General features: G+C 37.5%; 13 protein-coding genes and 2 pseudogenes. 11 read left to right on the top strand and 4 right to left on the bottom strand.

The genetic code is table 11. The annotated features are described in order from the left end of the window. Positions 1-170: 170 nt before the first annotated feature. The 4 genes and pseudogenes from NO346_RS07395 to NO346_RS07410 all read left to right on the top strand — a co-directional run bounded on the left by NO346_RS07395 (position 171) and on the right by NO346_RS07410 (position 3121). Entirely contained in the window at positions 171-893 is a 723-nt protein-coding gene (locus NO346_RS07395) for a folate-binding protein YgfZ (protein WP_087535720.1), read from the top strand. 152 nt (positions 894-1045) lie between these two features. Continuing rightward, positions 1046-1234 (top strand): annotated as a pseudogene (locus NO346_RS07400) (DsbC family protein); the annotation flags it as partial. Between the two features lie 135 nt (positions 1235-1369). Next, the gene (locus NO346_RS07405; RefSeq protein ID WP_256414757.1) at positions 1370-2101 is read left to right on the top strand and encodes a DsbC family protein; all 732 of its coding nucleotides are present in this window, start codon (positions 1370-1372) and stop codon (positions 2099-2101) included. A gap of 216 nt (positions 2102-2317) precedes the next feature. Next, entirely contained in the window at positions 2318-3121 is an 804-nt protein-coding gene (locus NO346_RS07410; RefSeq protein ID WP_256414758.1) for a tetratricopeptide repeat protein, read from the top strand. A gap of 288 nt (positions 3122-3409) precedes the next feature. Here NO346_RS07410 and NO346_RS07415 read toward each other — a convergent pair. Next, a pseudogene (locus NO346_RS07415) lies at positions 3410-4084 on the bottom strand (TonB-dependent receptor plug domain-containing protein); the annotation flags it as partial. Positions 4085-4289: 205 nt separating this feature from the next. On the opposite strand from NO346_RS07415, the gene mutM reads away from it, so the two are divergent. Together mutM and NO346_RS07425 are read left to right on the top strand one after the other, a co-directional pair. Continuing rightward, complete coding sequence (gene mutM / locus NO346_RS07420) at positions 4290-5111, top strand: bifunctional DNA-formamidopyrimidine glycosylase/DNA-(apurinic or apyrimidinic site) lyase (protein WP_256414759.1); 822 nt, start codon at positions 4290-4292, stop codon at positions 5109-5111. A gap of 33 nt (positions 5112-5144) precedes the next feature. Continuing rightward, complete coding sequence (locus NO346_RS07425) at positions 5145-5435, top strand: peptidylprolyl isomerase (protein WP_256414760.1); 291 nt, start codon at positions 5145-5147, stop codon at positions 5433-5435. A gap of 41 nt (positions 5436-5476) precedes the next feature. On the opposite strand, the gene NO346_RS07430 is transcribed toward NO346_RS07425, so the two are convergent. The 3 genes from NO346_RS07430 to typA all read right to left on the bottom strand — a co-directional run bounded on the left by NO346_RS07430 (position 5477) and on the right by typA (position 8472). Further along, positions 5477-5815, bottom strand: a complete 339-nt coding sequence (locus tag NO346_RS07430) for a gamma-glutamylcyclotransferase family protein (RefSeq protein WP_087535716.1) — start codon at positions 5813-5815, stop codon at positions 5477-5479. Positions 5816-5962: 147 nt separating this feature from the next. Beyond that, positions 5963-6391 carry a large conductance mechanosensitive channel protein MscL gene (gene mscL, locus NO346_RS07435; RefSeq protein ID WP_005162040.1) on the bottom strand — a complete coding sequence of 143 codons (429 nt, stop codon included), beginning with the start codon at positions 6389-6391 and terminating at the stop codon, positions 5963-5965. Between the two features lie 245 nt (positions 6392-6636). Then, positions 6637-8472, bottom strand: a complete 1836-nt coding sequence (typA, locus tag NO346_RS07440; protein ID WP_004664688.1) for a translational GTPase TypA — start codon at positions 8470-8472, stop codon at positions 6637-6639. 177 nt (positions 8473-8649) lie between these two features. Between typA and NO346_RS07445 the strand changes: the two genes are divergently transcribed. The 5 genes from NO346_RS07445 to NO346_RS07465 all read left to right on the top strand — a co-directional run bounded on the left by NO346_RS07445 (position 8650) and on the right by NO346_RS07465 (position 14240). Next, complete coding sequence (locus NO346_RS07445) at positions 8650-10008, top strand: uracil-xanthine permease family protein (RefSeq protein WP_256414761.1); 1359 nt, start codon at positions 8650-8652, stop codon at positions 10006-10008. A 62-nt stretch (positions 10009-10070) separates the two neighbouring features. Beyond that, complete coding sequence (locus tag NO346_RS07450; RefSeq protein ID WP_256414763.1) at positions 10071-11096, top strand: methyltransferase; 1026 nt, start codon at positions 10071-10073, stop codon at positions 11094-11096. 62 nt (positions 11097-11158) lie between these two features. Further along, a complete protein-coding gene (locus tag NO346_RS07455; protein ID WP_256414764.1) occupies positions 11159-12616 on the top strand; it encodes an amino acid permease in 1458 nt (485 codons plus the stop codon). Positions 12617-12871: 255 nt separating this feature from the next. Further along, positions 12872-14077: an RtcB family protein gene (locus NO346_RS07460; protein WP_256414765.1), complete on the top strand. Its 1206-nt coding sequence runs from the start codon at positions 12872-12874 to the stop codon at positions 14075-14077. A 4-nt stretch (positions 14078-14081) separates the two neighbouring features. After that, positions 14082-14240: a hypothetical protein gene (locus tag NO346_RS07465; protein WP_005162067.1), complete on the top strand. Its 159-nt coding sequence runs from the start codon at positions 14082-14084 to the stop codon at positions 14238-14240. Positions 14241-14341: the final 101 nt, after the last annotated feature.

A 14341-nucleotide genomic window follows, 5' to 3' on the forward strand; every position in this document is an offset into this window, starting at 1 on the left:
AAGTTATTTTTAATTCGTGCCTCTATCATACCGATTTAGTCATGAAATACTATTCCTTCAATCGCTCAATTGAACCCGAATATCTAGAATCTAAAGCTGCTTTTTTGTAAAAAATGGCGCAAAATAGCACTCCATATTTAGTGATAAGAACGCAGCTTTGGGATTAATCTATGAGTCAGCTTGCTTTTACTGCTTTTAGCTTGAATGGTGTAGATGCGCAAAAATTTCTACAGGGTCAAGTGACTGTTCATGTAGAACGTCTCCCTGAAAATGAAAATCGCTATACCGCTATTTGTGACTTAAAAGGACGTATTCATTTTGGGCTATGGATTAAAAGATTAAATCCAGAAAGTTTTGAACTTGTAACCACCCAAGATCAAGCCGAAGAGTTTTCCAAACATATTAAAAAGTTTGGTGCTTTTTCAAAAATGAAATTAGAAGAAATAGGATCTGTTTTTCCTTCATTAAATGGCATCCAAACTGAGTTTTCTTCAGTGGAGACAGACATCGATGCTTGGCAAATTCAAGCGATTCAGTCAGGTCAAGCATGGATTAGTCAAAGTACAGAACATTTGTTTCAACCACAAGAACTACGTTTGCATCAACGTGATGGTGTACATTTTGACAAAGGTTGTTATTTAGGTCAGGAAATTGTGGCACGTCTATGGTTTAAAGCAAAACCAAAACATTGGTTACATTTAATCCAAGGCAAAGATACTGTGCCTTCTCCTGCTAGCCAGCTAAGTAAAGATGTTGAGGTTGTGAATAGTGCTGCATGTGAAGATGGCTATATCGCACTTGTAATTGCAAAACCAGTTGCTTTAGAAGAACTTGGTGTAAAGGTTTTGGATTTACCAGAAGTATTAAATGGTGATGTAGCACGACCACAATAATCATTTTAAACAAAAGCCCTTTTACTAGGGCTTTTTAATTATAAATAAGATCCTCTAATTAAAATTAAGCATATACTCTTATTTAAAACAAATACTTTTTTATTTTATTCAATTTATCGGAATTAGCTGTACTCAAGTCTACATTACTTTTTATGATTACGATGGCTACCGCTTTATTTAATATGCAATCTAGTTTTGCTAACACAGAAAAAATTAATCAAAGAATCCAAAGCCTTCCTAATGAATTAAAACCAGAATTTATAGATAAAACACCTATTCCAGATCTTTATACTCTTTCAAACATCAGAGGCTCTATATGGATAGATGCTTCTGGTCGATATAGAGATGGATCCCGAACTAATTGAATTAATGCAATTGGCAATGCAGCCTTATTTGAAATAAAGTTTAATGATCATTCTTGTCGAGAATCGAAATGAAGGTTATTGTTCACCTATTCTCAACAATATCTCTCTCAAATGAAAATAACCATCAAAACTTGGCTATCAGCCTTATCACTGAGTCTATTAAGCTTACAAATAGTACATGCTGATAGCAGAACCTTAGAACAAAACTTTAAACAAAATTATCCAGATATTCCCGTTACTTCAGTCACCCCATCTCCACTAAGTGGAATTTATGAAGTCTATGTGTCTGGTAAGATTATCTATACAGATGAAAGTGCTAAATATCTTTTTTTTGGCAATTTACTCGATGTAAAAAATCAGAAAAACCTAACAGAAGATCGTATTTCTGAACTGAGTAAAATTGATGTAAAACAACTTCCTCTCAAACAAGCCATTAAGCACATCAAAGGTAAAGGCGAACGTACTTTATATGTCTTTACCGATCCCGATTGCCCATATTGTCAAAAACTTGAACAATATATGACCTCTATCGACAATGTAACGGTCTACATTTTTTTATTCCCACTTAAGAAATTGCATCCACAAGCTGAAACTGCAGCAAATAAAATTTGGTGTGCAAAAAGCCAATATGAGGCTTGGGAAGATTACATGCTACATCGTAAGTTAGCCCAAAATTCAGGTACATGTGAAACACCTGTACAGAAAAATATTGCTTTAGGACAAAATCTAGAAATTAGTGGGACACCTACAATCTTCCTTGAAAATGGCACTAGAGTCGCGGGCTTACCACAAAATGCTCAACAAATTGAACAACTTCTATTAGAAGCACAAACTAAAAAATAGTATCTAATTAGGTGTGGCTTTTCAGTTGACTGGCAAGCCACCACTTACAACATAAGACTCTGATTTATATTAAATAATATAAAAATTAAAATAAATTAATTAAGCAAGATTTATACAAAATCCATATTTACATTTCACAGCAAACTTTTATGATGAAGGCATTCAAAACTGCCATGTAATGGATTAAAGCAGATATCTGTGAAAGGAATAAATAAAATGAAAAAGTTGCTGATTGCCAGCTTAATTCTTGCTACAAGTCATTCAACATTTGCGGCTGATAGTAAAGTAACTGCAAAACCAGATGCATTTGCTCAAGCAACTAAACTATACGAAGCAAAAAACTACCCTGCTGCGTTTCAAGAAATGCAGCGTCTCGCAGATACAGGGAATGCCCAAGCAATTTATAACCTAGGTTATATGACTCAAGTTGGTCAAGGCACAGTAAAGGATGAAAAGAAAGCCGCACAGCATTATCAAGATGCTTCAAATAAAGGCTTTGCTCAAGCCAGTTATACATTAGCACAGGCTTATCATAAAGGTGATTTGGGCATCACTAAGAATAATCAAAAATACAAAGAATATTTAGATAAAGCTTCTAAACAAGGCTCTGATGAAGCCATTGTTGAAACTGCAAAAATTTTATTTGAGCAAGGTAAACCTGAATACGATCAGATTGCTGTTCAGAAACTATTACCATTGCTACGGAAAGATTATTATCCAGCAAAACATCTCAAAACAATCTACGATTTGAGTGTTGGTGTTAAAAATAAAAATCCTATTATGCAAGCACAGGCGATTGATAGCCTTAAAGATTTAGCTAAAAAAGGTTATGCACCATCTTTAATGGTTCTCGGTAATATGTTAGCAAATGGAGGTATTGTTGACCAAGATTTAGAGCAGGCAAAAAATATTTTTACTCGCTTAGCAGCAGCTAACTATCCAAATGCGAAGGAATCATTGGCTAAAGTTGAAGAAGCAATTGCTGCAAAAAAAGCAGCTTCACTAAAAACAAAGAACTAAAATCAATTCAGCAGCACTCCCCCTCTAAAGAGTGCTGCTTTTTATTTAAAATTGTTTGCTTAACTTAATCCCTGCACTCCAATTGCGCCCATCTGCAGGTTCAAAGAAACGATTATTTCCTTCGTTCACAATCACTGAACCGATATATTGTTTATTAAATAAATTATCTATAGGGTTAAATCCATTTAAACTCCAATCCGTATAGTGAAATGTATATCCAGTATAAGCCGATGCAATTGTTTAAGTTGTCATTAAAAAGTAAACATGTATTTTTTTCAGAATTGGTTTGATACTTTCTGTACTGCTATAATTGCGATAACCATCTGTATCAAAATAGGATGAGTTAATCATATAACTTGGTTCATTTTGATTTTTTAAACCGTATTGAAAACTAAACCAGCATGATTTTTGTGATGACTACCGCCCGCACAACTCATTTCTATCGAATCTTTACCCTGTCCTTCCTTTGTTTTTACTAAAATCGTACCTCCTGAAGAATTTCCATATAACGAAGAAAATGGACCTGTTAATACTTCAAGATGACTTAAATTCCTTAAATCAATATTTGAGGTTTGCCTTTGTCAATCTGGCATTGTGGCAGGAATAGCATCGCTATATAAAAGAATTCCACGAACTTCAAATGTGGGATGTGCACCAAAACCACGCATAGAAAGTTGCAAATCTTGGGCATAATTCTCTCGATTGCGCAGTTGAACACTCGGTATCCCCTTCACAAGCTCAGTTAAATCAACTTCTAAGCTCTGATCGTTTTTAGGCATATCTACCCTAAAGATTGATGCTGGTGTTTCAATATAAGCTGTGTCAGTACGAATTGCTCCGACCTTTATTGTCGGAAGTTGTATGGGCCGATCGACTTCTGATTCAGCAGCCTAAGCAAAAGAACCATTCAAACCCATGCTTATTGCAACACAACCATATAAAAAAAATTTTTACTAAAGGTATGAAAATTCCTTGTTTCACAGAATTTAAGGGCAAGCTTTTTAAAGTAAGTATTTCATTATTTTATAATTAGATTAGATCTTTAACCTTAGCTAAAAAACCAAAAATCAATTTTAATGATGATTAGCCAATCAAATTAAATATCGTCATAATTGTAAGTTAAACATTTACCCTCATTGTATTGTTGTTGAAACAACTTGAGCTCACTATGCCAGAACTTCCTGAAGTTGAAACCACAAAAACCAGTTTACTGCCGCTTTTAGAGCAACGTGTACAAGCTGTAAGAGTACACAATCCTAGTTTGCGCTGGCCTATCCCTGATGATATTGAAAAATTAATTGGTCAACGTTTAACTCAACTCAAACGTCGTTCCAAATATATTTTGGCTGAATTTGAACAAGATCAAATGCTTTGGCACTTAGGTATGTCAGGAAGCTTTCGCCTATGTCAATCCAGTGATGAATTAAAAAAGCATGACCATCTTGTGATCGAATTTGAAGATCAGCAACTCCGCTACCATGACCCACGGCGCTTTGGGTGTATTCTATGGTTAGATGAAACCAATCAAAGTAAATTGATTGATACGCTAGGGCCAGAACCATTAACTGAAAATTTTAATCCAACATATTTGCATGAAAAATTAGCTAAAAAAAATGTCGGCATTAAAATTGCTTTAATGGATAACCATATAGTGGTTGGTGTGGGCAATATTTATGCAACTGAAAGTTTATTCAACATTGGGGTTCATCCTGCGCAACCTGCTTCGACGCTGAGCAAAGCACAAGTGGAAAAGTTAGTCATCGAAGTAAAACGCATCTTAAAACAAGCAATTGATTTAGGTGGATCAACTTTGCGTGACTATAGTAATGCCATGGGTGAAAATGGTTACTTTCAGCAGACACTTTTAGCTTATGGTCGCGCAGGTGAAATGTGTGTTAATTGTGAAACTACATTAGAAAACTTAAAGTTAGGTCAACGTGCTAGTGTATTTTGTCCACAATGCCAACCTTTGAAACTAAGCAAAGTATAGACCATTTAAGATGCAATCAAGGAGAACAACCTTATGCAAACTGCAATTGTTCGACACATTCTCGTCAAAGATAAAGACTTAGCCGAACAGCTAAAAAAACGAATTCAGTCTGGTGCTGATTTTAACAAAATCGCCAAACAATACTCTACTTGCAACTCAGCTAAACGTGGAGGCGAACTCGGTGAAGTGAAAAAGGGGCAATTGGTCCCTGTTATTGATAAATTAGTTTTTACTGCAGCCGAGCGTATTTTACATGGTCCAATCAAAAGCCAATTTGGTTTTCACTTAATTGAAGTGAAATTTCGCATGGATGGCTTAAGATAATGGTTTGAGCTTAATTATTTTAAGCTCTCTCCTCTTCTCAGTTATTTTAATTCTTGCGGTTTCATCACATAAGTCCATGCATGTATTTTTTCACCAGATTCCAAGATAACCTCAGCAACAACTCGCTCATATTGGAATCCTTCAAACTCATCTAACATTTGCCAGTTTTGTTCTAATTTTTCCGTGCTGAATAAATATCCCATGATTAATGGATCTTGTTCAGCCAAAACTAAGGCAGGTAAACCTTTGTCTGGTCCCCAATCTAAAATATGAATTGTGCCGTGTACCGATGCTTTTTGCCAATCTCCACCGATTCCACCCAAAATATGCGCATTTTCTCGGTTTGGGCAAAGTGTGCCATAGACAAATAGTTGGTTCATGATTGCTGTTCCATTCAAATATGCAAATATTTTAAAGTCAAATCTTGCAATTTTCCATGTAAAAGCTTGCGTTCCAAATATGGAATTATCTATTTCCAATAAAAAACGGCATTTTTAAATGCCGTTTTTTATGAAAATAATAAGTACTTATTTTTTCAAAGAGTCTCTAATTTCACGTAATAATTGAATATCTTCAGGTGTAGGCGCTGGTGCTGCTGGCGCTGCTTCTTTTTGTTTACGCATACGATTCATTACTTTCACCATAAGAAACACAACCCATGCCAAAATAATGAAATTAATAAAGATGGTTAAGAAATTACCATAGGTTAAAACATTGACACCTGCTTTCGTTAATTGATCTAAAGACTGTAAATTATTTGGATTGTCTCCGAGCACAATAAACTTCTGTGTAAAATCAACACCCCCACCAGTAATAACTGAAATAAGTGGCATGATGATATCTTTCACCAATGAATCAATAATTTTACCAAATGCACCACCAATGATGACACCAATGGCAAGATCCATCATATTGCCTTTGATGGCAAATTCTTTAAATTCTTGAATAATACTCATTTATAACTCTCCAGAGTTGAACTTAATCGCAACCCATTTTGCATTGTTTATTACACAGTTGCGGCTATCCACATAATGCTCATAATTTAATATTTTCATCAAAAAAAGAAAGCTATTTCACACTTTAACAACACTTTTTTATTTTAATAAAAATATATGTTTAAGGATGTCCCTACCCTGAAATTTATGCAATAAAAAACCGCTAAATAAATTTAGCGGTTTTGTCATTTTTCAGTGAAGAAAAATTATTTATCACGGTTACGCTTACGTTCGTTTTCAGTTAAGTAACGTTTACGAATACGGATCGATTTTGGTGTTACTTCAACTAACTCATCATCTTCAATGAATTCAAGTGCTTGTTCAAGCGTATATTCAATTGCAGGCGTTAAAGTTAAAGCATCATCCGTACCAGACGCACGAACGTTGGTTAATTGTTTTGCTTTAGTTGGGTTAACAACCATATCGTCCGAACGCGAGTTAATACCCACGATCATACCTTCATAAACTTCTAACTGAGGTTTAGCGAATAAACGACCACGGTCTTGTAAGCTGAATAATGCATAGCCCAAGCAAGTACCTTGAACCATAGAAATCAATACACCGTTTTGACGCTTCGCAACAGTACCTTGCTTAACAGGACCGTAGTGCGAGAAGCTTGATGTCATGATCCCTGTACCAGAAGTCATGGTTAAGAACTCAGAACGGAATCCAATTAAACCACGTGAAGGTACAGTTGCTTCAATACGGATACGACCTTTTCCGTCAACTTCCATATTGGTCATTTCGCCTTTACGGTGACCCATTTGTTCCATTACTGAACCTTGATGTTGTTCTTCAACATCAAACGTTACGTTTTCGTATGGCTCTTGTCTTTCGCCATCAACTTCTTTCATGATCACTTGTGGACGTGATACGCCCATTTCAAAGCCTTCACGACGCATATTTTCAATCAATACTGAAAGGTGAAGTTCACCACGACCAGAAACTTTAAAACGGTCTGGACTGTCAGTATCTTCAACGCGTAATGCGACGTTGTGAATCAATTCACGATCAAGACGTTCACGAATATTACGTGAAGTTACAAATTTACCTTCTTTACCAGCAAACGGTGAGTTGTTGACTTGGAATGTCATCGAAACCGTAGGTTCATCTACGGACAATGGTGGCAAAGCTTCTACATTTTTTTGATCACAAATTGTGTCAGAAATATTGAGTGCATCAATACCAGTGATACAAACAATATCACCTGCTGATGCTTCTTCAACATCAATACGCTCTAAACCGTGGTAACCCATGATTTTTAAGATACGACCGTTACGTGTATTGCCTTCTTTATCAATCACAGTCACAGGAGTATTCGTTTTTACACCACCACGCTGAATACGACCAACACCGATAACACCAACGAAGCTGTTATAGTCAAGTGAAGAAATCTGCATTTGGAATGGACCATCAACATCAACTGCTGGTGGTTCAACGATATCAACGATAGTTTGGAACAATGGTGTCATATCTTCCGCTAATTCTTCAGGAGAAGGACCAGCTACACCACGTAAACCAGAAGCATAAACGATTGGGAAATCTAACTGTTCATCAGTTGCACCCAAGTTATCAAACAAGTCAAATACTTGATCGATTACCCAGTCGCAACGTGCACTTGGCTTATCAACTTTGTTGATAATTACGATTGGCTTCAAACCACGCGCGAACGCTTTTTGCGTTACAAAGCGAGTTTGTGGCATTGGACCTTCTTGAGAGTCAACAAGAAGCAATACACAGTCAACCATCGACATTACACGTTCAACTTCACCGCCGAAGTCCGCATGTCCTGGGGTGTCTACGATATTGATACGGTAAGTTGTGTCAGTACGTTGATCTAACCACGTAATTGACGTATTTTTTGCAAGAATAGTAATACCACGTTCACTTTCAAGCGCATTCGAGTCCATGACACGCTCAATCTCGCCTGCACGGTCACCTAAAGCACCAGATTGTTGAAGTAATTTATCGACAAGCGTGGTTTTACCGTGGTCGACGTGCGCAATAATTGCGATATTGCGGAGATTCTTAATATCAGACATAGAATTCGATACGCTTAAAATTTGAGGGCAGATTATATAGAAAAATCCTAAACTTTAGTAGTGACAGTTTGTTGACATGAAACTTTTTTTTCGGACGAACTGTTTCAGAATCGTTGGTAAAGTAGCCTAACTCTATTAGAATATTCCACTATTGCTTATCGCTTTTCTTATACTCCCATGTCAAATTCTCAACCCGAACAGCCACTTGATCTCGTCTACGGACTCAATGATCGTCCAAAACCGTTCATCGCATTTTTAGCGGCTTTACAACATCTTTTAGCAATTTTAGTCCCGATTGTCACTCCAGGATTATTAATTTGCTTAGCACTTGGTGTATCTCGTGAAGACACCAATATGATCCTGTCGATGTCTCTGATCATCTCAGGAATTGCAACCTTTTTACAGTGTAAAAAAGTCGGTCCTTTCGGTGCAGGACTATTGATTGTTCAAGGGACAAGTTTTAACTTTATTGGTCCTATCATTGGTATAGGTAGCGCAATGGTAGCCGCTGGCACACCTGTCGAACAAGTTATGGCTGCTATTTTCGGTGTGGTAATTGCAGGTTCATTTATCGAAATGGGCGTATCTCAAATTTTACCTTGGGTAAAAAAGCTGATTACTCCTCTCGTTACAGGAATCGTCGTTCTGTTGATTGGTTTGACACTGATTAAAGAAGGTCTGATTAGCATGGGAGGTGGTTATATGGCCATGCAAGATCATACTTTTGCCAATACAGACAATCTGATCATGTCCTGTACAGTACTGGCGGTCATTATTTTATTGAATCGTGTTCAAATTATTTGGGTAAAAAGTTCAGCAATTTTGATCGCTTTAGTCATCGGTTATGTACTTGCTGGATTTATGGGACATTTAAACTTTTCCGTATTACAAGAAGCCCCGATTATTCAAATCCCAACACCAATGCATTTTGGATTGAGCTTTTCTTGGAGCTTGTTTATTCCAATGGCTTTTATTTATCTAGTAACTTCTCTAGAGGCTATTGGTGATGTCACAGCAACCAGCAAAATTTCCAATCAACCTGTAGATGGTCCCGTTTGGATGCAACGTATCAAAGGTGGCGTACTTGTGAATGGTGCCAACTCTTTCATAGCAGGTATTTTCAATACTTTCCCAAGTTCTGTATTTGCACAAAACAATGGTGTGATCCAGTTGACTGGTGTTGCGAGCCGTTATGTAGGTCTTTGGATTGCAGTATTATTGATCTTATTAGGTTTATTCCCTGCTGTGGCTGCTGTGATTCAAGCGGTTCCACAAGCGGTACTTGGCGGTGCGGTGATGGTGATGTTCGGCGCTGTGGCAGCATCTGGTATTAATATTTTATCAACGATCCATTTAGATCGTCGTGCATTGTTAATTATTGCGATCTCATTAGCACTAGGCTTAGGGGTAGCACAAGTACCACAAATCCTAGAACACCTTCCTGAATTATTTAAAAATATTTTCAGCTCAGGTGTTGCAACAGGTGGTATTGCAGCCTTGATTTTAAATATTGTTTTACCTGAAACTCAAAAATAGTCTTTTAACCATCGTAATTGCCCAGTTTCACCACTGGGCTTTGTTTTTGATGAGAGATCAAAATGGATCCACGTAGTGAAGTCGTTATACGACAACAAGATTATTTAAATGGGCAAGTTTTACTGATTAATGCGCCCAACGATCAACTCGCAAAAAATTTACCTAGCCAAGTGCAAGCGTCTGTCTGGACTTGGAATTATGCTGATCATCAAGGTTTTCAAAGCAGTGGTATAAATTCACATTTTTCAGTTGAGTTTCCACAAGCAAGTTTTGATCAGGTTGTTATTTTCGTTCCAAAATCTAAAGAGTTATTGAATTATATCCTTCATGTCGTAGTTAGCCAGTTAACACTAGGTCAAAGCGTATTTTTAGTAGGTGAAAAAAAAGGCGGTGTTGAACGTGCTGCAAAACAGCTGTTGCAGTATGGTAAAGCCTTCAAACTTGATAGCGCACGCCACTGTCAATTTTGGCACATGAAAATTGAAAAGACTGAAATACACAAACCACTTGACCATTGGTTAAAAAACTATATTGTGCAAGTCAATCAAGAACAGCTCGAAATCTGTGCTTTACCGGGTGTATTTAGTCAAGACCATTTAGATATTGGAACAGCTGTATTACTCCCTTACCTGAGCCAAGTAAAATCAGGTAAGATTGCCGACTTTGGTTGCGGTGCTGGAATTATTAGTGCTTATTTAGCCAAAATAAATGCAAACCAGCACATTTTTGCACTTGATGTTGATGCATTTGCATTACGGTCTACTGAGTTCACTTTTCAAAAAAATGATCTGAACTTAGCACAGCTATATCTACAGCCTGTCACAGGTTTTGTTGATGCACCTAAAGATCTAGATGCCATCGTGAGTAATCCACCTTTTCATCAAGGCATTCATACCAATTACGATGCAAGTGAAGAACTCTGCCAATTGGCGAAAAAGCATCTGAAAAGTTCAGGTGAACTATGGATCGTGGCTAATCGTTTTCTAAATTATCCACCTCTGATTGAGCAGAGCTTTGGTCAATGTCTTGTGAAGGCAGATCAACAGGGATTCAAAGTGTTATATGTCTGTGCAGGCAAGGTTGGTTGACATCTCAACCTAACACGTAATTTTAAGTGTCAACTGACCCTTATTCGGTTTAAGGAAATCTTATGAGCGATATTTCTGCTCCTCAACACCTACAGCGTAAGCTTGGGGCACGCCATCTCAATATGATTGCCATCGGTGGATCGATTGGTACAGGCTTATTCCTTGCTTCAGGTTCTACGATTGCTACCGCAGGTCCTGGCGGTGCGCTACTCGCTTATGCACTTATTGGAATCATGATTTATTTCTTGATGACTAGTTTAGGTGAGCTTGCAACTCATAACCCAAGTTCTGGTGCTTTCTTCACCTATGGTAGTCGCTATGTAGAAGAAGGTTTTGGTTTTGCTTTAGGATGGAACTATTGGTACAACTGGGCAATTACCGTTGCTTTTGAATTGGTCGCAGTTCAGTTCATCATGAAATTCTGGTTCCCAGATATTCCTGGGTTTTATTGGAGTGCAATCTTCCTTACCATTATTTTTGCGATTAATGCATTGACGGTAAAAGGCTTTGGTGAAAGTGAATTCTTATTTTCTTTGATTAAAGTGCTTGCAATCATTGTGTTTATTGTCATCGGTATCTGGATGATTTTTAAAATTATGATGACACCGAATGTATCAACCTTTCAACAGTGGCATTATAAAGATGCACCGTTTGTTGGCGGCTTACAAGCCCTGATTGGTGTTGCAATGATCGCTGGATTCTCCTTCCAAGGAACTGAAATGGTTGGTGTTGCCGCAGGTGAATCTAAAGATCCAAAGAAAACGATTCCTTTGGCGATTAAACAAATCTTCTGGCGTATTTTACTGTTTTATATCTTATGTATTTTTATCATTGGTACATTGGTAAGCTATGATGACCCACTTCTATTAAAAGCTGCACAAAGTGAAGATATTGCACTCTCACCATTTACCTTATTGTACGAAAAAGCAGGCTTTGCCTTTGCTGCAAGCTTGATGAATGCGGTTATTCTGAGTGCAATTTTATCTGCGGGTAACTCTGGGATGTACTCATCTACACGTATGCTGTTCGATATGGCAAAAGAAGGACGAGCGCCAAAATGGTTCTCAAAACTTGATGGTCGTGGCGTACCCATGAATGCACTTTATGCAACCACTGCCGTTGCTGCTCTGTGCTTCTTGACCACATTTATCGGCGAAAAACAAGTATTTAACTGGTTGTTAAATATGTCTGGAATGTGTGGTTTTATCGTTTGGTTAGGAATTGCAATTTCACATTATCGTTTCCGTAAAGGTTATATTGCTCAAGGTTATAAATTAGAAGATTTGGCTTACCGTGCCAAGTTTTTCCCATTTGCACCATGGTTTGCCTTCATTCTGTGTTCAATCATTATTTTAGGACAAAACTATCAAGCTGTGCTAGGTGGTAAAATTGATTGGTTAGGCTTAGTTTCAACCTATATCAGTATCCCATTATTTTTGGCGATCTGGTTGGGTTATAAATGGAAGCACAAAACTAAGTTGATTGCATATAAAGACATGAACGTGAAAGAAGGCGAATAAAAAGCCAAAAATTCACTTGACCCTTAACTAAATATCAGTAAAATTAGTAGCTCATATTTTCAGCTATACTATTATATAGGAGTACGACATCATGCCAGCACTACAAGGAACAACACTCTAAGATTTGGCACTGTCGACTCACGGACAAGTGTACAAATCCAATCATCACTTGTCCGAATGCTCTACTTAACCTAGCATTCGCTAGGTTTTTTCATGCCTATTCGGACACAATATTAAAATAACCGAGCAAACAAAATGGGCATACAAAAAATACTTAATGCTGATGCTGAATATGGTGTTCCAGTAAAAATATTCACCAATGATATTGATAGCGAAAGCATTGAACAACTAAAGAAAATGGCACAACTGCAATTTGTGTATTCACATATTGCCGTGATGCCTGATGTGCATGTCGGTAAAGGCGCAACTGTTGGCAGCGTCATTCCAACCAAACATGCAATTATTCCTGCTGCTGTCGGTGTCGACATCGGTTGTGGCATGAATGCTATCCGACTCAATCTCAAAGCATCACAGTTGCCAGATAATCTGGCACCTTTACGCCATGCAATTGAACGTAAAGTCCCTGTAGGCTTTGAATTACACAAACAAATTAAGGCGAAAGCCTCAAGCATTATTCCACTGGAAAAACGCTTGCAGCCGATCATTAAAAAGCACCCTGGCTTAGTTCGGATGCTCAGAAAGTTTGATGCGACATGGCAAAAACAACTCGGTACCTTAGGCGGTGGCAATCACTTTATCGAACTCTGTTTAGATGAAAATCAGGACGTTTGGGTCATGCTCCATTCGGGTAGCCGTGGTTTAGGTAATGTGATTGGAACTTATTTTATCGAGCTAGCAAAGAAAGAAGCTCAACATCGATTTGGGCATGTCCCAGATAAGGACTTGAGTTATTTTGCAGAAGGCTCAAATAGTTTTAATGACTATGTTGAAGCCGTGGAATGGGCACAAGAATATGCATTTGAAAATCGACGTGAAATGATGCGTCTGATTTTAGAGGCAATCCGCCCACTGCTACCATCTTTTCAATTGACCAAAGAAGCGATTAATTGCCACCATAATTACGTCAGTCAAGAAACTTATTTTGGTGAGCATCTCTTAATCACACGTAAGGGGGCAATTCGAGCGGGCCAAGATGAATTAGGCATCATTCCTGGTTCTATGGGGGCTCGCTCTTATATTGTGAAAGGCAAAGCGAATCCTGATTCATTCTGCTCATGTTCACATGGCGCAGGACGAAAAATGAGCCGTAGTAAAGCCAAATTACTTTTTGGTCAAGAGGATTTGATTCAACAGACCCAAGGTATTGAATGTCGTAAAGACAGTGGTGTAATTGACGAAATACCAAGTGCATATAAAGATATCGATCAAGTCATGGCAAACCAATCAGATTTAATCGAAATCGTGCACACCCTTAAACAAGTTCTATGTATAAAAGGTTAAATAGATGAAACTTAAAGCAATGCCTAAAATCAAAGTTCGTAATCCTGTTGCGCTCTCCCCTTTACTACAAAAAGGAGGGATCCATGAAACAGAAAAACCTAGAGCTCAGCACCGTCGAGAAAGACAAAACACCAAACAACAGCTTAGAAAAGAAGTTTGGTAAATTCTAGAAAATATGAATCAAACACATCAGTCAAATTATTTTGTAGGAGTAATTAAAATGTTTATATATTCAAATCACTTGTATGCAAACCTATATAAAAA

It is taken from the genome of Acinetobacter sp. 5862, assembly GCF_024494585.1.
In the GTDB taxonomy this organism is placed as follows: Bacteria; Pseudomonadota; Gammaproteobacteria; order Pseudomonadales; family Moraxellaceae; genus Acinetobacter.

Excerpts from the sequence above, each read along its gene's own strand:
- NO346_RS07395 (WP_087535720.1), top strand. The coding sequence starts at position 171 with ATGAGTCAGCTTGCTTTTACTGCTTTTAGCTTGAATGGTGTAGATGCG.
- NO346_RS07405 (WP_256414757.1), top strand. The coding sequence starts at position 1,370 with ATGAAAATAACCATCAAAACTTGGCTATCAGCCTTATCACTGAGTCTA.
- NO346_RS07410 (WP_256414758.1), top strand. The coding sequence starts at position 2,318 with ATGAAAAAGTTGCTGATTGCCAGCTTAATTCTTGCTACAAGTCATTCA.
- mutM (WP_256414759.1), top strand. The coding sequence starts at position 4,290 with ATGCCAGAACTTCCTGAAGTTGAAACCACAAAAACCAGTTTACTGCCG.
- NO346_RS07425 (WP_256414760.1), top strand. The coding sequence starts at position 5,145 with ATGCAAACTGCAATTGTTCGACACATTCTCGTCAAAGATAAAGACTTA.
- NO346_RS07430 (WP_087535716.1), bottom strand. The coding sequence starts at position 5,815 with ATGAACCAACTATTTGTCTATGGCACACTTTGCCCAAACCGAGAAAAT.
- mscL (WP_005162040.1), bottom strand. The coding sequence starts at position 6,391 with ATGAGTATTATTCAAGAATTTAAAGAATTTGCCATCAAAGGCAATATG.
- typA (WP_004664688.1), bottom strand. The coding sequence starts at position 8,472 with ATGTCTGATATTAAGAATCTCCGCAATATCGCAATTATTGCGCACGTC.
- NO346_RS07445 (WP_256414761.1), top strand. The coding sequence starts at position 8,650 with ATGTCAAATTCTCAACCCGAACAGCCACTTGATCTCGTCTACGGACTC.
- NO346_RS07450 (WP_256414763.1), top strand. The coding sequence starts at position 10,071 with ATGGATCCACGTAGTGAAGTCGTTATACGACAACAAGATTATTTAAAT.
- NO346_RS07455 (WP_256414764.1), top strand. The coding sequence starts at position 11,159 with ATGAGCGATATTTCTGCTCCTCAACACCTACAGCGTAAGCTTGGGGCA.
- NO346_RS07460 (WP_256414765.1), top strand. The coding sequence starts at position 12,872 with ATGGGCATACAAAAAATACTTAATGCTGATGCTGAATATGGTGTTCCA.
- NO346_RS07465 (WP_005162067.1), top strand. The coding sequence starts at position 14,082 with ATGAAACTTAAAGCAATGCCTAAAATCAAAGTTCGTAATCCTGTTGCG.